Consider the following 19,016-nt stretch of genomic DNA (forward strand, 5'->3'; position numbering starts at 1 on the left):
GTGGCGAAGGCTCAGCCGTTGGCGCCGTCTGATCCGTTGGTGCCGTTGCTGCTGCTCGCGCCGGTCCCGGTGCCACCGGTGCCACCCTTCCCGCCTGTACCGAGAGTGCCGCCGTCGCCGCCGTCGCCGCCATGCCCGCCTTCGCCACGGCCGGATGTGGTCTTGCCGTTGCCGCCGTTGCCGCCGTTGCCGCCCGAACTGCCGAAACCGCCGGCGCCGCCCTTGCCGCCCGAGCTGGCCCTGGCCAAGCCCGTGACATTCGCGGCGTCGCCGCCGTTGCCGCCGTCGCCACCGCGGCCATTGACCGCCCCGCCGTTCCCCCCGTTGCCTCCCCCGGATGCGAGGGCACTGCTCTGGCCGGTGCCGGTGGCGGTGCCGCCGTTGCCGCCGTCGCCGCCCGCGCCGACGAGCATCGCGCGGCCACCGTGGCCGCCTTCACCGCTGAACGCGGTGCCGGTGGATCCGGTGGCGGCGTCGCCGCCGTCGCCGCCGTCGCCGCCGTTGCCGGTGAGCCCGGCGCTGCCCCCGTTACCGGCATTGCCTGCGACCACGAAGCCGCCGCCGGTCGCGGCGCCGCCGTTGCCGCCGTTGCCGCCGTCGCCGGCCAGCATGCCGCCGCTGCCGCCGTGGCCGCCAGTACCGCCATCGACTCGGTCATTGGAGCTGGTAGCCGCGGCGCCCGCGGCACCGCCCCGCCCGCCGTTGCCGAGCAGTCCGGCGTTGCCGCCGTTGCCGCCGGCCTGCCTACCGTCACCGATCGATGTGCTGCCGCCGGTGCCGCCGGCCCCGCCGTCGCCCATCACGGCCCCGCCGTTGCCGCCGTGGCCACCGGCCTTTCCCTCGGCGCCGTTACCGCCGGCGCCGCCGTTACCGAAGAGCCCGGCGTTGCCGCCGTTGCCGCCGACCTGGCCCGCCGCGCCGTCGCCGCCTTTGCCGCCGTTGCCGAACAGCAGCCCGCCGTTGCCGCCGTCTTGACCCGGCGCGCCATCGAGGCCGTTGCCGATCAGCAGCCCACCGGGACCGATCAACCCGAGGAACGCGCCGTCGGGTGTGGACAGCGCGGCCAGAACGACCGCCGCGTCAATCGACACGTCACCGTAGGCGGTTTTGGTCGCACCCGCGGACACCGGGGATTCGGATCGGCTCAGGGTGGTCGGTTCGAACAGCATGGCGCCACGATCCTCGATCACCGAAGCGCGAGAAGGTGTTTGGGTGACGGAGCCCGCGACGAACGCGGCTGCCGGTGCCGGCCGGATCGACGCAGGGGCCGGGGTGGCCGTGGTGGGTTTCTGCGCCGGCAACCGCAGGGTGGGCGCCGTCGAGACGGCGTGGTTGAGAAGGCGCGCCGACGGCGACATCGGCACCGAGGCGGTGGCCGCCGGGACCCGGACATGCGGTGGGGCAGGCGCGTCCTGCGGCGCGGCCGCGGCCGGGGTGATGGCCAGCCCGACACCGAGGACGGTGGCCAGTGCCCCAACCCGGCCGACGAACCTCGCGCCGTGGGCCGGGTATCTCAGTTCCCACTGGTAGCTGCGCCGATTGCGCACGCGATGGTGATGCATGTTCATCTTCTTCTCCTGATGTCATGGCTCACGGCCCTGTCGGATCGACGATCCCGAACGGGCGTTGAGGATCCGTTGAGACGGAATTGAGCGCGGTACGAAGCGTCTTCAGGCCCTGCGCGGCGGCCCCAACGCACGGGGGTGTGACGAAATCGGCCGGACCCCGGTGGCGGGATCCGGCCGATCCAACCGCGGTCAGGGCAGGTTGAGGGTGCCCATCCGGGGCGGCGGCGTGGTCGGCGTCTGGGTGGCCTGGCCCGCGCCGGGCACCTGTCCCAGAGGCGATTGCGGCGCATTCGGCACTTGGGCGGCCGGACCCGTACCGGGCAGCTGCCCCAAAGGTCCTTGCGGCCACTGTTGAGCCGTCGCCGGCGGTGCGGTGCACTTTCCCCCGGTGTGTTCCCCACCCGAAGACTGGCAGCATTGAACGGTCTCCTCATACCACTCAAGGGAATCGGTTTGACCGGACTTGTTTCTTGCGTCCGCCTTCTTCAAGCAGCTGTCGTAAGTGCCGATATCCCATTCAGCCACTGCGGTCGCGGGCTGGACGAACACACCGACCGCCGACGCGATCGCGACTGCGCCGACCGCGTAGGCCCACTGGTATATGCGCCGATTGCGCACGTGATGGTGATTCATGTTCTCTTCTCCTGAAGTGATGGCTCGCGCCTCTGTCCGACCCGGCATCGACGATCCCGAACGGGCGTTGAGGATCCGTTGAGGCGGAATTGATGCGTGCGTTCAGGTGCCCTGCGTGGCGGCTACCACCGCGTCGAGGAAGGCACTCGGCACGGGCGCCCACGCAGGCTGCCAATGACCGCTGCGCATGTCGTCGCGCAACGCGGTCAGTAACGCGATCACGGAGTCACCGCCGTCGAGGAGATAGCGGACCATCCCGCGCTCGGCACATTGTGCGGTGATCACGGTCAGCAGGTGCTTGGCCTCGTCGTGTCGGCCTGCCGCGGTCAGCGCGGCCACGAGCAGCCGATTCGCCTGCAGCAGCGCGCGCGGACGACGTTGTCCGGCAACTCGTTCCACCCAGGCTTGGGCACGGTCGCAGGCGCGGTCGGGTTGGCCCGTGAGCTGCGCACGAATTTCGGCCTCGTCACGGATTTGTGCGGTGATCTCGCCCAGCCCGCCGTCCGGCAGCGGCTCGGCTCGCCAAGCGTCGCCCCGCCAATCCTCACCAGCAAGATTCAGGCGCACACGCTCGTTTTCCATATGTGCGCGCAACCGGGGAAGCCTGATCGTCGCCGCGATGCGAGCGCCGTCGTCCAGGCATGCCGCGGCGCCCCGCCGGTCACCGCGCAGTGACTTGATGCGCGCACCGATCACATGGCGCGCGATGATGGTCGCGGCTTCGCCGCCTTGCGACCCCAGGACGGTGCACTCGTCGAGGAACCGTTCGGCGCCGTCGACGTCACCGCGTTCATACAACAACTCAGCCAGCAGTGCCTGAGCAAGGGCGGCGGCGTGCGACTGTCTGGCGCCGAATTGTTGTGCCACGCTTAGTGCTTCACGGCAGTGATGTTCGGCCTCGGCGACCTCGAGTTCTTCGTGAGCTGCACGGCCCGCCAGGGAATGTCCGCAGATCAGGTTGAACGGGCTGTCGTGGTAGGGGTAGGCCCACTCCTGCCGCATGCGCGCGGCCGTGAAGTCGAATCGGCAAACGTCAAGGAAGGTCGCGACGTTGGCCGCCATGCCCACCAGAACCGGCGGCATGGCGTCCGGCTTGGCCAGGCACTCCTCCAACATCTCGTCGACACCCGCGAGGTGATCCGTCCACGTCTCCACCATGGCGCGAAAGACATTGGCTTCCAACCGCATACCGTGGCGCTCCGCCGCCGATTGTGCCCGCTTCGCCGCTGCTGACTCGAAGGCATCCAGCGCGGCATGCGCGGCAGTGCGCTGCTGCAACAACATGTGCCCGCACGCCATGGCGAGTTGAATCCTGGGGCTGAGTGACACGATGCGCGACGGCAGCTTCGACACCAAAGCACGCAACGTGGACAGTTGCGCGTGCTGAAAGAGGTCGATGCCGTGCAGCTCCAACAGCTCGATGGCGCGGTCTTCGTCGCGCGCCGCCATCGCATGGTTGATCGCCTCGTGCAGCATGTCGTGTTCGGCGAACCATCGAGACGCGGCGGCATGCAGGCCGATGATGCGGTCGGGATGGTCACGCACCAGCCGACGGCGCAGAAAATCGGCGAACAGGTGGTGGTAGCGAAACCATTCACGCTCGTCATCGAGCCGGCGCAGGAACAGATCCCGGCTCTCCACTTGCTCGAGAAGTACCTGCCCGTGATCGACACCCGCCAGCGCCGACGCCAACTCGCCGCAGATCCGTTCGGTGACCGAGGTGGCCAACAGGAAATCGAGTGTCGCCGGGTCGAGCGAATCGAGCACGTTCTCGGCCAGGTACTGAGCTATCGCGTGATGACGACCTGACATCCGGTTGATGAGCTCGGCAGGATCGTCGCAGTCGCGCAGCGACAACGACGCCAGCTGCAGGCCCGCCGCCCACCCGTCGGTCGTTCGTTCCAGGGCCGCCACATCCGAATCGTCGAGAGCGAGCCCGTGCACGTCCACGAGGAAGGTGCGCGCCTCATGGTTATCGAAACGCAAAGCAGCACTGTCGATCTCGACCAGCTGGTCACGCACCCGCGCTCTACTCAGCGGTAGGCCGTCCCCCGTTCGGGTCGCCACCACGAGCTGAAGGTGGGAAGGACAATTGTCGATCAGGTAGGCCATCGCCTCGATGGTCGGAGCATCGGTGATCCGGTGCCAATCGTCGATGATCACGCAGAAGCGGTTAGCACCCCGGTCGATGTCGTTGATCAGCGTCGCCAGCACGAAGCGCGTCGCCGCAGCGCCATGCTCTTCGAGTGTTGCGCGCAGTTCGGCGCCGACATCTGGCTTTACCGTGCGGACCGCGTCGATCAGGTGTGCGAGAAACCAGACGACGTCGTTGTCGTCGTCGTCGGTGGTCAGCCAGGCGACGGTGACGCCGTCGGCCACGAGCACCTCGCGCCACTGCGCGGCGAGCGTCGTCTTCCCGAATCCCGCAGGCCCGCGGATCACCGTCAGCCTCCGGCCGCCGCCCCCGCGCAATGTGTCGGTCAGCCGAGCGCGCTCGACCAGCCGGCGAGGCGATGCCGGGGGCCGGTACTTGGTCGTCGCGGCAGGCGGTGCGGTGACAGGTCGCGGTGCGGGCGCGGGAAGAAGCAACGACTGGTCGTGGCGCAGGATGGCGGTTTCGAGGTCGCGCAGCGCGGGGCCGGGGTCGACGCCGAGCTCGTCGATCAGCCGAGCGCGCACCGATGCACTCACCCGTAGTGCGTCGGCTTGTCGGCCCGACCGGTAGAGCGCGAGCATGAGCCGGCAGTGCAGCTGTTCCCGGTACGGATTGGCGACCACCAGGCGTTCGAGATCGGCGACCACAGCGTGATGCCTGCCCAGCGCGAGTTCGGCGTCGACGCGTTGTTCGAGTGCGACCAGGCGAAGTTCCTCGAGGCGGGCCGCTTCGGTCTTGACGAATTCCGCTTCGGCCAGGTCGTCGAGCACCGGTCCGCGCCACAACTCCAACGCATCGGTGAGCAGCGTTTGGGCGCGCTCGGTTTCACCTCGCTCCAACGCCTCTCGGCCGGCTCCGAGCAGGTGCTCGAAACGCGCCGCGTCGACGTGGTCGGGATCGACGAACAAACCGTAGCCCGCCGACCGGGTGACCAGCACATCCTGCGCCCCGACGCTCGCCAGTCGCGAACGCAGGTGTGAGACATGGGTGCGCAGGGTGACATCGGCACTTGCCGGTGGTTCGCCGTGCCATATCGCGTCCGCGATCCGGCCGGCCGGAACGAGTGCGTTCAGGTGAAGCAGCAGCACGGCCAGCAGTTCGCGCTGCTTCCTGCTGCCGATGTCGAGCAGCCGTCCACCGTCGACGCCCGCGGTGAGGGGACCGAGGATGCCGAAGAAGGGCTGCCCGGCTACGGCGTCGGCGCGCCGCGGTTTCACCAGGTCAGCGTATCCGCGACCGGGGCTCGGCGGGACACATTGAGCCGCGAGTCCTGACCCGATGTGATTGTGAATTCGAAACTTTCGGTTTAGCGCCTGGTCATCGCGACAGTGATTTAACCCACGCCCGCGACAGGTCCGGAGTTGATAACGCATCGGAGTTCGGGTTCGACGTACCGACTGGGGGTCAAGGTATTGCGTTGTCGTCTAGACCGCAGGCGGCGAGATCGCCGGACATAGGGCGGTTAAGCAATTTCCTAAACCGAACATCACCGCGACGCCAACCGATTGGTGTCGCAGTGACGCAAGGCGAAGGAGTGGAAATGAACTTCAAGAAATTCGCGGTAACCACCACGATGGCCGGTGCGCTGGGCCTCGGCGGGCTCGGCCTGGGCACTGCTGTGGCACAGGCCGATCCGTTCGTGCCGCCGCCGCCTCCGGTGCCGGTGCCCGGCGTCCACGTTCCGGACGTCCATGTGCCGGGTGTGCATGTTCCTGATGTGAACCTGCCGGCTGTGAACGTTCCGGATGTGAACGTGCCGAGCGTGAACGTTCCGGATGTGAACGTGCCCAGCGTGAACGTTCCGGATGTGAACGTGCCCAGCGTGAACATCCCGGATCTCGAGTTTCCCGAGGTGATCAGCCACTTCCGGCTGGCACCAGGAGACATCGCGCCCGGGCAGTTGAAGAACTCGCCGTTCATCAACGGGGTCCCGAACCCGTTCTTCGGAATCCCGCCTGGTCAGCTGAAGAAGCTGCCGACGGTGGACGGCATCGTCAACCCGTTCTTCGAGCAGGCGCCGGGCCACTGGGAGATCCCGGACGGCCCGTTCCCGCCAGAGTCCTGAGCCAGAGCGATGGCCGCCTTGCCTTCGGGCAGGGCGGCCATCCGCATTCGCCGACGCCCGCCGAAGTGTTGGTATAACCGAGAACAGCGGTCTCATCGAAACGCGTGAGGGGGTCAAGCCCATGACCGTCGTGTTGGTCGACCCCCGCCGCCCCGCTCTCGTCCCGGTCGAAGCGATCGAACTGCTCAGCGGCGATGTCCAGTACACCGAAGAGATGCCGGTGAAGGTGCCGTGGTCGCTGCCGTCGGCGCGGCCGTGGTTCTCCGACGAACCAGACGAAAAGACAGCGCCGGTGCTGCTGTCCTCAGACCCCGACCACCCTGCTGTCAAAGCGCGCCTGGCCGCGGGGGAGAGGCTGATCGCCGCCCCGGAGCCCGCGCCGGGGGAGCGGCTTGTGGACGCGGTCGCGATGATGGACAAGCTGCGCACCTCCGGGCCGTGGGAGAGCGAACAGACGCACCACTCCCTGCGGCGCTATCTGTTGGAGGAGACCTACGAGCTGTTCGACGCCGTGCGCAGCGGCAACGCCGACGAACTCCGCGAAGAACTCGGAGATGTGTTGCTACAGGTGCTTTTTCATGCCCGTATCGCCGAGGATGCGCCACAGAATCCGTTCAGCATCGACGACGTCGCCGACACGCTGGTACGCAAGCTCGGCAACCGAGTACCGGCAGTGCTTGCCGGCGAGGCGATTTCACTCGACGACCAGTTGGCGCAGTGGGAGGAGCGCAAGGCCTTGGAGAAAAGAGCCAAGCGCGCCTTCTCCTGCATGGATGACGTTCCGACCGGCCAGCCCGCATTGGCGTTGGCGCAGAAGGTCATTGAGCGTGCAACGGCCGCGAACCTGCCCGCTGACCTGATTCCCGACGCCATCAAGTCGGTGACGGTGTCGGCGGGCTTCGACGCGGAGAACGCGCTGCGGGCGCACGCCCTGGAGTTCATGGACACCGTGCGCGGGGTCGAACACGCGATCGCGGCCGAGCGCCGCGGTGACGACGTCCCGGAGGAACTCGACGTCGCGCCGCCGGGCGAGATCACCGAAGAGGAGTGGCGCACCCACTGGCCGACCGCGTCGACGCCGAAAGACATGCCCGAGGACGGCCCGGATGAGGCCCCGGAATCGTCCTGAACTGCGATTTCGGCGTACTTTGTCACGCTGAGCGTGACTAAGCGCGCCGAAATCGCGAGGGGCGTTCGGGCGCACGGCGGCGCATACGTGGGAACATGGCAAGCGACCGACGTTGGTTGAGGAGTTTGGTGTCGCCGGTGCGTTTGCTGCGGGCTGTCGCCGTGGTAGGTGCGGCAGCGCTGCTCTTGGCTTCGAGCTGTTCCTGGCAGCTCGGAACGCCGATCCCTGAGGGCGTTCCCCCGCCCCCGGGTGACCCCGTGCCCAAGATCGACACCTACGCCGAGGGCCGTCCCGCGGACCAGCTGCATCAGTGGGCCGCCGAACGCGCGCCCGCGCTCAACATCCCCGTCGCCGCGCTGGAGGCCTACGCCTACGCCGCCCGGGTCGCCGAGGTGGAGAACCCGGACTGCAACCTCGCGTGGACGACGCTGGCGGGCATCGGTCAGGTCGAGAGCCACCACGGCACTTACCGCGGCGCCGCCATCGGGGACAACGGCGACGTCCGCCCGCCCATCCGCGGCGTGCTGCTCGACGGCACCGGGGGCAACCTCGAGATCATGGACGACGAGGCGGTCAGCCACGACGGAGACGTGCCGTTCGCCCGGGCCATGGGACCGATGCAGTTCATCCCCGAGACGTGGCGGCTCTACGGCGTCGACGCCAACAACGACGGCGAGATCAGCGCCGACAACATGGACGACGCCGCGCTGTCGGCCGCCGGCTACCTGTGCTGGCGCGGAAAGGACCTGGCCACCCCCCGGGGCTGGATGAACGCGCTGCGTGCCTACAACCAGTCCGACCAGTACGCCCGCCTGGTGCGGGACTGGGCGACGGCCTATGCGAACGGACACCCCCTCTGAGCACGCCGGTCGGGGGCGCACGCTCTAGGCTCGACCCCTAACACCATCGTTCACATCACGATCAAGGAGAAGCGAGTGCCCATCATCGAGCAGGTCGGAGCCCGCGAGATTCTGGACTCTCGGGGCAACCCGACGGTCGAGGTCGAGGTGGCGCTGGTGGACGGCACCTTCGCCCGCGCCGCGGTGCCGTCGGGCGCGTCAACAGGCGAGCACGAGGCCGTGGAGCTGCGCGACGGTGGCTCCCGCTACGGCGGAAAGGGCGTATACAAGGCCGTCGAGGCGGTCCTCGACGAGATCGCGCCCGCGGTCATCGGCATGAGCGCCGACGACCAGCGGCTCATCGACCAGGCGCTGCTGGACCTCGACGGCACCCCGGACAAGTCCCGGCTGGGCGCCAACGCGATCCTCGGGGTGTCGCTCGCGGTGTCCAAGGCCGCGGCCGAGTCGGCCGCGCTGCCGCTGTTCCGCTACATCGGCGGGCCCAACGCGCACATCCTTCCGGTGCCGATGATGAACATCCTCAACGGCGGCGCCCACGCCGACACCGGCGTCGACGTGCAGGAGTTCATGGTCGCGCCGATCGGCGCCCCTTCGTTCAAGGAGGCGCTGCGGTGGGGTGCCGAGGTGTACCACGCGCTGAAGGCGGTGCTCAAGCAGCAGGGTCTGGCGACCGGCCTCGGCGACGAGGGCGGTTTCGCACCCGACGTCGCGGGTACCAAGGCCGCCCTCGATCTGATCTTGAACGCCATCGAGACCGCTGGCTTCGCGCCGGGCTCCGACGTGGCGCTGGCCCTCGACGTCGCCGCCACCGAGTTCTTCAGCACCGGGCAGGGTTATGCGTTCGAGAACGAAACCCGCACCGCCGAGAACATGATCTATTTCTATTCCGGGCTGATCGACTCCTACCCGCTGGTGTCGATCGAGGATCCACTGTCCGAGGACGACTGGGACGGCTGGGTCGCGCTGACGAACGCCATCGGCGACCGCATCCAGCTGGTCGGTGACGATCTGTTCGTCACCAATCCCGAGAGGTTGGAAGAGGGCATCCACAAGGGCGCCGCCAACGCACTTCTGGTGAAGGTCAACCAGATCGGCACGCTGACCGAGACGCTCGACGCGGTGGCGTTGGCGCACGGCAGCGGCTATCGCACGATGATGAGCCACCGCAGCGGCGAGACCGAGGACACCACGATCGCCGACCTCGCCGTCGCGGTCGGCAGCGGCCAGATCAAGACCGGTGCCCCGGCCCGCAGCGAGCGTGTCGCCAAGTACAACCAGCTGCTCCGCATCGAGGAAACCCTCGGTGACGCCGCCCGCTACGCCGGCGACCTGGCGTTCCCGCGATTCTCGGTGGAGACGAAATAGGCTGTGCCCGAAGCGAAACGACCCGATCCGAAGCGACGGGCCCCCACCTCCCGGCCGAGTAAGCCGGGCAAGGGTGGTGGCAAGGGTCGTCCGCGCACCACTGCTCGTCGGGAGACCCGCACCGCCGACACCGGCGAATCGCGGGCCGCGGCCGAAGCGGCCAAGGACACCACAGAGTCGATCCGCAAGTCGATCGTGGTGTCCGCTGAACAGCAGTCGGAGCAACGGTTCGGGTCCGCGGCGCGGCGCGCGGCGATCCTCGCCGCGGTGGTGTGCGTGCTGACGCTGACGATTGCGGGCCCGGTGCGCACCTACTTCAGCCAGCGCACCGAGATGCGGCAACTCAAGGCCACCGAGGCGGCGCTGCGCGCACAGATCGCCGAGCTCGAGCAGCAGAAGGTCAAGCTCGCCGATCCGGTGTTCATCGCGGCTCAGGCGCGTGAGCGGCTGGGGTTCGTGATGTCCGGTGAGACGCCGTACCAGGTGCAGCTGCCCGAGAACTTCGCGGCGCCAGGCACTCCCGGGGCGGAGCCGACCACCGCCGATCCCGACCAGCCGTGGTACACGGCGCTGTGGAACACGATCGCCGATGAGCCGCACGGGGTTTCGCCCGCGCTGCCGCCACCGCCGCCCCCTCCACCGGTCCCCGTGCCGCCTGCTCCCGGTGGTTGAGCAATCCGACCTCGACGCCGTCGCGCGGCAGCTTGGGCGCGAGCCCCGCGGCGTCCTGGAGATCGCCTACCGCTGCCCCAACGGAGAACCGGGGGTGATCAAGACGGCGCCGAGACTGCCTGACGGCACACCGTTTCCGACGCTGTACTACCTGACGCACCCGGAGCTGACCGCCGCGGCGAGCCGGCTGGAGTCCGAGGGACTGATGAAGGAGATGACCGAGCGGCTGCGGCACGACCCCGAGCTGGCGGCCGCCTACCGCCGGGCACACGAGTCCTACCTCGCCGAGCGTGATGCGATCGAACCGCTGGGCACCACGTTTTCCGGCGGCGGCATGCCCGACCGTGTCAAGTGCCTGCACGTGCTGATCGCCCACTCGCTGGCCAAGGGCCCGGGCGTCAACCCGTTGGGCGACGAGGCGCTCGCGCTGCTTGCCGACGATCCACGGATGGACGGCATCCTCGAGCCAGGGAAGTGGAAATGATCAGGGTCGGCGCCATCGACTGCGGCACGAACTCCATCCGGCTGTTGATCGCCGACGTCGACGAACATCCGAACGGGCCGCGGCTGCGCGACGTACACCGCGAGATGCGCATCGTCCGGCTCGGACAAGGTGTCGACGCCACCGGACGGTTCGCGCCGGAAGCGCTGGACCGCACCGAGGAGGCGCTGAGCGCGTACGCGCGGCTGCTCGCCGACCACGAGGTGGACAGGATCCGGATGGTGGCGACCTCGGCGACCCGCGACGCCGCCAACCGCGACGAGTTCTTCGCGATGACGGCCGAGGTGCTGGGCGCCGTGGTGGCCGGCACCGTCGCCGAGGTGATCACCGGCACCGAGGAGGCCGAGCTGTCGTTCCGCGGCGCGGTCGACGAACTGGACCCGGCCGCAGCGCCTTTCGTCGTCGTCGACCTGGGCGGCGGCTCGACCGAGGTGGTGCTCGGCGCCGAGGACGTGACGGCCAGCTTCTCCACGGACATCGGCTGCGTGCGGCTGACCGAGCGTTGTCTGCATTCCGACCCGCCGACCTCCGACGAGGTCGCGGCCGCGCGCGAGGTGGTGCGCGACGCGCTGCGCGAGGCGCTCGACGTGGTGCCCGTCGACCGGGCACGCACCTGGGTGGGCGTCGCGGGCACGATGACGACCTTGTCGGCGCTGGCGCAACGGATGAGCACCTACGACTCGGCGGCCATCCACCTGTCCCGGGTCGCGTTCGGCGACCTGCTGGGTGTGTGTGACGAGCTGATCGCGATGACCCGCGCCCAACGCGCGGCGCTGGGGCCGATGCACGAGGGCCGTGTCGATGTCATCGGGGGAGGGGCGATCATCGTCGAGGAACTCGCCGCCGCGCTGGGCCGGCGGGCCGGCATCGACGAGCTGATGGTCAGCGAGCACGACATCCTCGACGGCATCGCGCTGTCGATCGCCTGATTCGCGCGGATCAGGCAGCGACTTGTCGGTGGCGGCGTCGCTTGGTCGGGTCGCGCTGGCCGGCGAGCGTCAACCCGAGCACCGCCATGACCACGGCGAGCCCGAAGTGCAGCCAGCTGGCCGCCTGGCCGGCGATCAACGCGTAGGTCCACAGGGCGAGATACACCAACGCACCGCCGAGTAGATAGGCCCGCGCGGCCGCGTAGCTGTGGGCCATCACGAACCCGAGTGCGCCCGTGGCCAGATGCACCACGTTGTGCAGGGCCGAGACCGCGAACAGCCCGAACACGTGGGCGCCGCTTTCGCTGATCGACCACGTCAGCCGGTCGTACTCGGTGGTGATGCCGGGGATGAAGCCGCACACGCCCAACACGAGAAGGCCGCCGCCGACGAGGATCGCTGCGGCTTGCACGGCCATGTATCTGGGGGTTGTCGCCATCATCTCGCCTCCCGCCGGCCACACGGTTATTGACGGGCCGGCAGATCAGAGAGATACCCCCGGCGGGGCGCCGCTAATCGACCCAGGCGGTTACTTCTTGATGTAGCAGTTCGGGGGGTTGCCGCAGTGATGGCCCTGGTCGCACTTGTGGCAGTGACACGAACAACCGGAACGCTCGTTGGCTGGTGCACGCATCGCAGATCAACTCCTCTGTCGAATCGTTCGCGCTGAGGAAGCGGCGGACACGAATCAACATATGCCGATATCGCGACGGTGTCGATGGTTGCCCGTGATCCGATCGCACGCTCAGCAGGCCGCGGACGCCGCAGTCGCCAGCGGCGAAGCGTATTCGATTGTTCCGCAAGGGTTTCGCCAGAATTCGGCAACGCTTGGCGCGGAATGACCTCGATTCGCCCCGCGGCACAACGCGGGTGCCTATAGTCGTTAGCTGAGTTTCCTATCGCGGATCCCGGGGGCGAAGACCCTGAAGGAGTGACATGGCAACCGATACGCCAATGCAATTGGGGATGGTGGGTCTCGGCCGGATGGGCGCCAACCTGGTGCGCCGGTTGATGCGTGACGGGCACCGCTGCGTGGTCTACGACCGCAACGCCGACGCCGTCACGAGCCTGGCCGATGAGGGCGCCACGGGCGCGGAGTCGCTGAGCGAGTTCGTCGCCAAGCTCGACACGCCGCGGGCGATCTGGCTGATGCTGCCCGCGGCGGTGGTGGACGCGACGCTGGACGAGCTGGTGAAGCTGCTCGACCCCGGCGACATCGTGATCGACGGCGGGAACTCCTACTACCGAGACGACATCACCCGAGCAAAAAGCCTGCAGGAGCATGCTATTCACTACGTGGACTGCGGCACCAGCGGTGGAGTGTGGGGCCTGGAGCGCGGCTATTGCCTGATGATCGGCGGCGAAACCGAAGTCGTCCAGCGTCTCGACCCGATCTTCAAGACCATCGCGCCGGGACAGGGCTCTGCCGAGCCCACCCCGAGCCGCACCCGCACCGACGGTACGGCGCCCGACGGCTATCTGCACTGCGGGCCAAGCGGGGCAGGGCATTTCGTGAAGATGGTGCACAACGGTGTGGAGTACGGGATGATGGCCGCCATCGCCGAGGGGCTGAGCATCATCAAACACGCCAACGCCGGCACGGTCGACCGCACGGTCGACGCCGAAACCACGCCGCTGCGCGATCCGTGGGCGTACCAGTACACCATCGACGTCGCCGAGGTGGCCGAAGTCTGGCGGCGCGGGTCGGTGATCGGCTCGTGGCTGGTCGATCTCACCGCCGACGCGCTGGCCCGCTCACCCGAACTGGACGAATTCACCGGGCGCGTGTCGGATTCGGGAGAAGGGCGCTGGACGGTGTTGGCGGCGGTGGACGAAGGTGTGCCCGCGTCGGTGATCACCACAGCGCTGTTCGAGCGGTTCGAATCCCGGGATCTCGGCGGCTTCACCGACAAGGTGATGTCGGCGATGCGCAGCGAGTTCGGCGGCCACGCCGAGAAGAAGTAGGACACCGTGACCGAACCGGTGAGCGCGCCCGCCGATGTGCTGGTGATCTTCGGCATCACCGGCGATCTGGCCAGGAAGATGACGTTCCGGTCGCTGTACCGCCTGGAGCGTCGGGGGCTGCTGGACTGCCCGATCGTCGGCGTCGCGCTCGACGACTGGTCGGTGTCGACCCTGCGGGACCGTGCGCGCGAAGCGATCGAGGCCGGCGGCGAACCGATCGACGAGCAGGTGTTCGGGCGCTTCGCGCAACGGCTGTCGATGGTGTCGGGCGATTTCGCGGACCCGAAGACCTACGACCGCGTGGCCAAGGCGATCGAGGGCACACACACGCCCGTGTTCTATCTGGAGATACCGCCGTCGCTGTTCGGGCTCGTCGTGGAGAACCTGGCGCGGGCGAACCTCACCACCCGGGCCCGGGTCGCGGTGGAGAAGCCGTTCGGCCACGACCTGCCGTCGGCGCGCGAGCTCAACAGAAAGCTTCGCGCGGTGCTCGAGGAGTGGCAGATCTACCGCATCGACCACTTCCTGGGCAAGGAACCGGCGATGGACATCATGTTCCTGCGGTTCGCCAATTCGGTCTTCGAGCCGTTGTGGAACCGCGACCGGATCCACTGCGTGCAACTCACCATGGCCGAGAACTTCGGGGTGGAGGACCGCGGCAGCTTCTACGATCCCGTCGGCGCGTTGCGCGATGTCGTGCAGAACCATCTGCTGCAACTGATCGGATTGTTCGCCGCCGAGCCGCCCAGCGTGGCAGGTGCCGACGGGGTGCGGGACAAGCGGGTGGAGGTGTTCCGCGCCATTCCGTCGCTCGATCCCACGCACTATGTGCGTGGCCAGTACGACGGCTACACCTCGATCGAGGGGGTCAAGCCGAACTCGCAGACCGAGACGTTCGCGGCGCTGCGCCTGGAGATCGACAACTGGCGCTGGTCGGGGGTCCCGTTCTTCCTACGGGCCGGCAAAGGTTTACCGGTGCGCGCCACCGAGATTCGGGCGATCTTCAAGCGCCCGCCCAAGCTGGCATTCACCGCGTCGACCTACGACGCCAACGAACTCGTGCTGCGCATCGACCCGCGCGCGGGCGCCAACCTGGTTGTGCAAGCCAAAGAACCCGGCGCCAATCGCACCCGCACGGTTGATCTGTCGGTGATCTTCGCCGAGGAACTCGGGGAGGCGCCCGAACCCTACGAGCGGCTGCTCTACGACGTCATGCACGCTGATTCCAGCCAGTTCGCCCGCCAGGACGGCGTCGAGGAGACCTGGCGCATCGTGCAACCCCTGCTCGACGCCCCACCCGCCGTGCAGCCTTACCCGCGCGGCTCCTGGGGGCCGCCGGGTGCCGCGAAACTCGTTGCCGGATACCCGGGTTGGCGCGAACCCTGGCTGTGACCCCGTCCGCCAGGCTCAACGCTGCAGCACCGATTTGAGTGCGTCGAGCACCGCGGGATCCTCGATGGTCGACGGCACCGGCTCCTCGCGGCCGTCGGCGATGCCGCGCATCGTCTTGCGAAGGATCTTGCCGGACCGGGTCTTCGGCAGCGCGGGCACCACGTCGACGGTCTTGAAACACGCGACTGCGCCGATGTTCTCCCGCACCGCGGCCACCAGTTCGTCGTCCAGCCCGTCGGGAGACGCCCCGGCCTTGAGCACGACGAACCCGCGCGGCACCTGACCCTTGATCTCGTCGGCCACGCCGATGACCGCGCACTCGGCCACCGACGGATGGTCCGCCAGCACCGCCTCGATCGCACCCGTCGACAACCGGTGTCCGGCAACGTTGATCACGTCGTCAGTGCGTCCCATCACGAACAGGTAGCCGTCTTCGTCGCGATATCCGCCGTCGCCGGTGAGGTAGTAACCGCGATACGCCGACAGGTAGGACGCGATGTAGCGGTCGTCGTCGCCCCACAGCGTGGGCAGGGTGCCCGGCGGCAGCGGCAGGCGCACGCAGATCGCGCCCTCCTCGCCGGCGTCGCACTCCGAGCCGTCCGGGCGCAGGATGCGCACGTCGTAGCCCGGCATCGGCACCGTGGCCGAACCCGGCTTGATCGGCATCGGTTCGACGCCCATCGGATTGGCGGCGATCGACCAGCCGGTCTCGGTCTGCCACCAGTGATCGACCACGGGCAGACCGAGTTTGTCCGCCGCCCACTGGTAGGTGTCGGGGTCGAGCCGTTCGCCGGCCTGGAAGAGATACCGCAACGCCGACAGGTCGTACTTGCCGAGATACAGGCCCTCGGGATCCTCTTTCTTGATCGCCCGGATCGCCGTCGGCGCGGTGAACATCGCCTTGACATCGTGCTCGGAGGCGACCCGCCAGAACGCGCCGGCATCGGGGGTGCCCACGGGCTTGCCTTCGTACAGCACGGTCGTCGCGCCCAGCAGCAGCGGGCCGTACACGATGTAGGAGTGTCCGACCACCCAGCCGACATCCGAAGCGGCCCAATAGACGTCGCCGGGTTCGGTGTCGTAGATGTGGCGCATGCTCCACAGCAGCGCGACGGCGTGCCCGCCGTTGTCGCGGACGATGCCCTTCGGCTTGCCCGTTGTGCCGGAGGTGTAGAGCACATACAGCGGATCGGTGGATCTCACCGGTACGGGGTCGACGGGTTGCGCCGCCGACATCAACTCGTGCCAGTCGCGATCCCGACCGCCGATCAGCTGGCACGGCTGATGCTCGCGCTGCAGGATCACGCACGGCGGGGCGGGGTGCTCGGCCATCTCGAGTGCGGCGTCCAGCATCGGTTTGTAGTCGACGGTGCGGGTCGGTTCGACGCCGCACGACGCCGACACGATCACCGTCGGGCGGGCGTCGTCGATGCGGACGGCGAGTTCGTGCGCTGCGAAGCCGCCGAACACCACGGAGTGCACCGCACCCAGCCGCGCGCACGCCAGCATGGCGATCACGGCTTCGGGCACCATCGGCATGTAGATCACGACGCAGTCGCCCTTGCCAACCCCCAAACCTCGCAGTGCACCGGCGAAACGTGCTGTCTCCGAGAGGAGTTCACGATAGGTGTAGGTGCGTTGGGTTCCGGTGACCGGTGAGTCGTAGATCAGCGCCGGTTGGTCGGCGCGCCCGCCGTCGACGTGGCGGTCCAGCGCGTTGGCGCACGTGTTCAGCTCGGCGTCGGGAAACCAGCGGTAGAACGGCGGGCTGGAGTCGTCGAGGATCTGTTGCGGCTCATGCGTCCACGTCACCGCCCGCGCGGCCTCGGCCCAAAACGACGCTGGATCGCTGAGGCTGGCGTCGAACAGTTCCCGGTATCCGCCCATACCGGCACGGTAGCGCGACGACCCTCCTTATAGTCGCGTTATGCCTGCACAACCGCCGCCGATCGACGGTGCCCGACGGACGTTCGTCGACGCCCGCGGCGTGCGGTTCCACGTCACCGAGGCCGGTGCGCCGGACGGACGTCCGGTACTCGCCCTGCACGGGTGGCCGCAACACCATTGGGTTTACCGTGACTTGCTGGCCAACCCGCCGCCGGGAATGCGCATCATCGCCCCCGACCTCCCGGGTTACGGGTGGTCTGGGCCGGCGCCGCACCGGTGGGCCAAGGACGACGTCGCCAGCGACGTGCTGGCGCTGATGGATGTGCTCGGGCTCGAGCGGGTGCTGCTCGTCGGCCACGACTGGGGCGGCTTTGTCGGCTACCGGATGGTGCTGCGGGCGCCGGAGCGGATCGACGGTTACCTCGTCATGAACATGGCGCACCCATGGCTTCCGCCGCAGGCGGTCGCGCCGCACCTGCCGCGGTTCTGGTACCAGGCGATGATGGCCACAGTCGGGATAGCGGTACACCGGCGCACGCGGCTCATCGAGCGGGCATTCGAATCGGTCTCCGCCGTCGACCGCGACACCATCCGCGTCTACACCGAGCGGTTCCGCGATCCGGTGGTGGCCCGCACGGCCAGGGACACCTACCGGACATTTCTGCTTCGCGAAGTTCCCGCCGCACTCCGCGCGCCGACGCCGCCTCGCACGAGGGTGCCGATCCGATGCCTGTTCGGACGGCACGACAACGCGGTGCACGTCTCGTTCGCCGCGACCGAGACCGCCAGGGCCGACGACTACACGCTGGAGACCGTCGACGCGAGCCATTTCATCATCGACGAGCGACCAGATCTGGTGCGCGCGCGGCTGATCACGCTGGCCGACGAGACGCGGCGGTAACCGGGTGGCGGAGCGGGATCGCGACGAATCGGGCAAGGCGCGCAGCAGCCGGCCCCGCGACGCGCTCGGCAGACCGTTGCCGCACGGCAGCGAGGGCGTGCCGCGCATCCCCGACGATCTCGAGTTGTCGCCGTCGGAATCGCTGAGGTACGCCCAGCAGCTGCTGAACGACGGGCTGGCGTTCAACGCGCACGAGGTGCTGGAGGCGGCCTGGAAGAACGCGCCGGACGAGGAACGCAGCATGTGGCAGGGGCTGGCTCAGCTCGCGGTGGGGATCACCCACATCCAGCGTGGCAACACCGTGGGCGCGGCGACGGTGCTGAGCCGTGCGGCCGAGCGGATGGCTGACCGGTCCGAGGCCGCACCGCACGGCATCGACGTCGACGGGCTCATCGCGCACGCCCGCGCGTTGATCGACGATCTGGACAGCGACGCCGCCATCGCCGCCCCGCGGTTACGGCCCCGATTGGTGATCCGACGCCGAACCTGAGCTTGTACGCACTTCCCGGTCATAAGTCCACGTTGGACGGGCGCGGGGAGATGAGAACCTTCTCATCTGGCTATCACCGCGGTGACATTCGTGCACCCGATCGTGGATGGCATGCGCAGATCGTTGGTAATTGCGGTGGCCGCGTTGGCCCTGCTGGCAGCCGGGTTGGGCGGCGTGGTGATCGCGACGACGGGGTCGGCCGCCGACCATGAGCCGCTCGGCCCGATCACCGTCCGCGCACCTGAGCAGCCGTCGTCGCCTCAAACGCCGAACTCGCCACGGGACGCGGCACAGTCGGCACCGGATGCGCCGGCCGCGCCCGTGCGTCCGCCCGACGCATCCAGGCTCGCGCCCCCGCCACCGCCCGTCGACGTGCCTGCCCCGCCGCCGGCGGTCAGCCCTGACGACGACTGGGACGACGACGATGACGACGACGACGATGACGACTGGGACGACGATGACGACTGACCGGAGGTCCGTCGCCGAAATCACAGCGGCTGCCG

At 68.5% G+C, this 19,016-nt stretch carries 17 protein-coding genes; 12 read left to right on the forward strand and 5 right to left on the reverse strand.

Annotated elements, in window-relative coordinates:
• Positions 1 to 11: 11 nt before the first annotated feature.
• From G6N28_RS27290 to G6N28_RS16570, 3 genes are all read right to left on the reverse strand, one after another.
• On the reverse strand, positions 12 to 1,562 hold the full coding sequence (locus G6N28_RS27290) for a PGRS repeat-containing protein (protein WP_220097461.1): 1,551 nt from the start codon (positions 1,560 to 1,562) through the stop codon (positions 12 to 14).
• 195 nt (positions 1,563 to 1,757) lie between these two features.
• A complete protein-coding gene (locus tag G6N28_RS16565) occupies positions 1,758 to 2,201 on the reverse strand; it encodes a hypothetical protein (RefSeq protein ID WP_163902076.1) in 444 nt (147 codons plus the stop codon).
• Positions 2,202 to 2,303: 102 nt separating this feature from the next.
• Complete coding sequence (locus G6N28_RS16570; protein WP_163902078.1) at positions 2,304 to 5,573, reverse strand: BTAD domain-containing putative transcriptional regulator; 3,270 nt, start codon at positions 5,571 to 5,573, stop codon at positions 2,304 to 2,306.
• A 323-nt stretch (positions 5,574 to 5,896) separates the two neighbouring features.
• Between G6N28_RS16570 and G6N28_RS16575 the strand changes: the two genes are divergently transcribed.
• From G6N28_RS16575 to G6N28_RS16605, 7 genes are all read left to right on the forward strand, one after another.
• Positions 5,897 to 6,421 carry a hypothetical protein gene (locus G6N28_RS16575; RefSeq protein ID WP_163902080.1) on the forward strand — a complete coding sequence of 175 codons (525 nt, stop codon included), beginning with the start codon at positions 5,897 to 5,899 and terminating at the stop codon, positions 6,419 to 6,421.
• A 121-nt stretch (positions 6,422 to 6,542) separates the two neighbouring features.
• Positions 6,543 to 7,550: a nucleoside triphosphate pyrophosphohydrolase gene (locus G6N28_RS16580; protein WP_163902082.1), complete on the forward strand. Its 1,008-nt coding sequence runs from the start codon at positions 6,543 to 6,545 to the stop codon at positions 7,548 to 7,550.
• 128 nt (positions 7,551 to 7,678) lie between these two features.
• The gene (locus G6N28_RS16585; RefSeq protein ID WP_163902084.1) at positions 7,679 to 8,410 is read left to right on the forward strand and encodes a lytic transglycosylase domain-containing protein; all 732 of its coding nucleotides are present in this window, start codon (positions 7,679 to 7,681) and stop codon (positions 8,408 to 8,410) included.
• Between the two features lie 75 nt (positions 8,411 to 8,485).
• Entirely contained in the window at positions 8,486 to 9,775 is a 1,290-nt protein-coding gene (gene eno / locus G6N28_RS16590) for a phosphopyruvate hydratase (protein ID WP_163902086.1), read from the forward strand.
• Positions 9,776 to 9,778: 3 nt separating this feature from the next.
• On the forward strand, positions 9,779 to 10,447 hold the full coding sequence (locus tag G6N28_RS16595; RefSeq protein WP_163902088.1) for an FtsB family cell division protein: 669 nt from the start codon (positions 9,779 to 9,781) through the stop codon (positions 10,445 to 10,447).
• Positions 10,440 to 10,931, forward strand: coding sequence for a DUF501 domain-containing protein (locus G6N28_RS16600; protein WP_163902090.1), 492 nt, complete (start codon positions 10,440 to 10,442; stop codon positions 10,929 to 10,931). Before G6N28_RS16595 ends, G6N28_RS16600 begins: the two co-directional genes overlap by 8 nt.
• Positions 10,928 to 11,878 carry a Ppx/GppA phosphatase family protein gene (locus tag G6N28_RS16605; protein ID WP_163902092.1) on the forward strand — a complete coding sequence of 317 codons (951 nt, stop codon included), beginning with the start codon at positions 10,928 to 10,930 and terminating at the stop codon, positions 11,876 to 11,878. The genes G6N28_RS16600 and G6N28_RS16605 overlap by 4 nt, the downstream gene beginning before the upstream one ends.
• Positions 11,879 to 11,888: 10 nt before the next feature.
• Here G6N28_RS16605 and G6N28_RS16610 read toward each other — a convergent pair whose 3' ends face one another.
• A complete protein-coding gene (locus tag G6N28_RS16610) occupies positions 11,889 to 12,317 on the reverse strand; it encodes a DUF4383 domain-containing protein (protein ID WP_163906332.1) in 429 nt (142 codons plus the stop codon).
• Positions 12,318 to 12,832: 515 nt separating this feature from the next.
• On the opposite strand from G6N28_RS16610, the gene gnd reads away from it, so the two are divergent.
• Positions 12,833 to 13,843, forward strand: a complete 1,011-nt coding sequence (gnd, locus tag G6N28_RS16615; RefSeq protein WP_179962208.1) for a phosphogluconate dehydrogenase (NAD(+)-dependent, decarboxylating) — start codon at positions 12,833 to 12,835, stop codon at positions 13,841 to 13,843.
• A 6-nt stretch (positions 13,844 to 13,849) separates the two neighbouring features.
• Complete coding sequence (gene zwf / locus G6N28_RS16620; RefSeq protein WP_163902096.1) at positions 13,850 to 15,235, forward strand: glucose-6-phosphate dehydrogenase; 1,386 nt, start codon at positions 13,850 to 13,852, stop codon at positions 15,233 to 15,235.
• A 15-nt stretch (positions 15,236 to 15,250) separates the two neighbouring features.
• On the opposite strand, the gene G6N28_RS16625 is transcribed toward zwf, so the two are convergent.
• Positions 15,251 to 17,122, reverse strand: coding sequence for a propionyl-CoA synthetase (locus G6N28_RS16625; protein ID WP_163902098.1), 1,872 nt, complete (start codon positions 17,120 to 17,122; stop codon positions 15,251 to 15,253).
• A gap of 40 nt (positions 17,123 to 17,162) precedes the next feature.
• Here G6N28_RS16625 and G6N28_RS16630 point away from each other — a divergent pair, with 40 nt between their 5' ends.
• The 3 genes from G6N28_RS16630 to G6N28_RS16640 all read left to right on the forward strand — a co-directional run bounded on the left by G6N28_RS16630 (position 17,163) and on the right by G6N28_RS16640 (position 18,981).
• On the forward strand, positions 17,163 to 18,023 hold the full coding sequence (locus tag G6N28_RS16630; RefSeq protein WP_163902100.1) for an alpha/beta fold hydrolase: 861 nt from the start codon (positions 17,163 to 17,165) through the stop codon (positions 18,021 to 18,023).
• A 4-nt stretch (positions 18,024 to 18,027) separates the two neighbouring features.
• Positions 18,028 to 18,513, forward strand: coding sequence for a DUF309 domain-containing protein (locus tag G6N28_RS16635; RefSeq protein ID WP_163902102.1), 486 nt, complete (start codon positions 18,028 to 18,030; stop codon positions 18,511 to 18,513).
• 111 nt (positions 18,514 to 18,624) lie between these two features.
• Positions 18,625 to 18,981 (forward strand): hypothetical protein, encoded by a 357-nt coding sequence (locus tag G6N28_RS16640; RefSeq protein ID WP_163902104.1) that lies wholly within the window; start codon positions 18,625 to 18,627, stop codon positions 18,979 to 18,981.
• Positions 18,982 to 19,016 lie beyond the last annotated feature (35 nt).

The organism is Mycolicibacterium pulveris (assembly GCF_010725725.1).
GTDB lineage: Bacteria > Actinomycetota > Actinomycetes > Mycobacteriales > Mycobacteriaceae > Mycobacterium > Mycobacterium pulveris.

Excerpts from the sequence above, each read along its gene's own strand:
- gnd (WP_179962208.1), top strand. The coding sequence starts at position 12,833 with ATGCAATTGGGGATGGTGGGTCTCGGCCGGATGGGCGCCAACCTGGTG.
- G6N28_RS16625 (WP_163902098.1), bottom strand. The coding sequence starts at position 17,122 with ATGGGCGGATACCGGGAACTGTTCGACGCCAGCCTCAGCGATCCAGCG.
- G6N28_RS16640 (WP_163902104.1), top strand. The coding sequence starts at position 18,625 with ATGCGCAGATCGTTGGTAATTGCGGTGGCCGCGTTGGCCCTGCTGGCA.
- G6N28_RS16565 (WP_163902076.1), bottom strand. The coding sequence starts at position 2,201 with ATGAATCACCATCACGTGCGCAATCGGCGCATATACCAGTGGGCCTAC.
- G6N28_RS16580 (WP_163902082.1), top strand. The coding sequence starts at position 6,543 with ATGACCGTCGTGTTGGTCGACCCCCGCCGCCCCGCTCTCGTCCCGGTC.
- G6N28_RS16610 (WP_163906332.1), bottom strand. The coding sequence starts at position 12,317 with ATGGCGACAACCCCCAGATACATGGCCGTGCAAGCCGCAGCGATCCTC.
- G6N28_RS27290 (WP_220097461.1), bottom strand. The coding sequence starts at position 1,562 with ATGCATCACCATCGCGTGCGCAATCGGCGCAGCTACCAGTGGGAACTG.
- G6N28_RS16605 (WP_163902092.1), top strand. The coding sequence starts at position 10,928 with ATGATCAGGGTCGGCGCCATCGACTGCGGCACGAACTCCATCCGGCTG.
- G6N28_RS16575 (WP_163902080.1), top strand. The coding sequence starts at position 5,897 with ATGAACTTCAAGAAATTCGCGGTAACCACCACGATGGCCGGTGCGCTG.
- G6N28_RS16630 (WP_163902100.1), top strand. The coding sequence starts at position 17,163 with ATGCCTGCACAACCGCCGCCGATCGACGGTGCCCGACGGACGTTCGTC.